Annotated in this window: 1 protein-coding gene; it reads right to left on the reverse strand. The window is 69.5% G+C overall.

From position 1 onward, the window contains the following. Positions 1 to 243: condensation domain-containing protein (locus K7862_RS37175; protein WP_222970239.1), on the reverse strand; the 243-nt coding region annotated here is incomplete at both ends.

Genomic DNA, 243 nt, shown 5'->3' on the forward strand with positions numbered 1-243 from the left:
CTTTACGAGGTCGGTGTGGAGTTCGGGGGTGAGGGTGAAGTGGACGGCGCCGCCGTGGCCGGATGCCTGGGCGGGGCGGGTGCGGTCCGTGGGCAGCGCGAGCTCTTCCGGTATGCCCGCCAACTGCTCCTTCCAGTAGGTGAGTTGGCGGGCGAGAGCGCTGTCGCTGTCGTCGTCGCTGCCGAGTGCCTGGTGTTGCCAGAGGGCGTAGTCGGCGTACTGGACGGGGAGCGGGGTCCACTG

Source organism: Actinacidiphila acidipaludis (genome assembly GCF_019890725.1).
Taxonomy (GTDB): domain Bacteria; phylum Actinomycetota; class Actinomycetes; order Streptomycetales; family Streptomycetaceae; genus Actinacidiphila; species Actinacidiphila acidipaludis.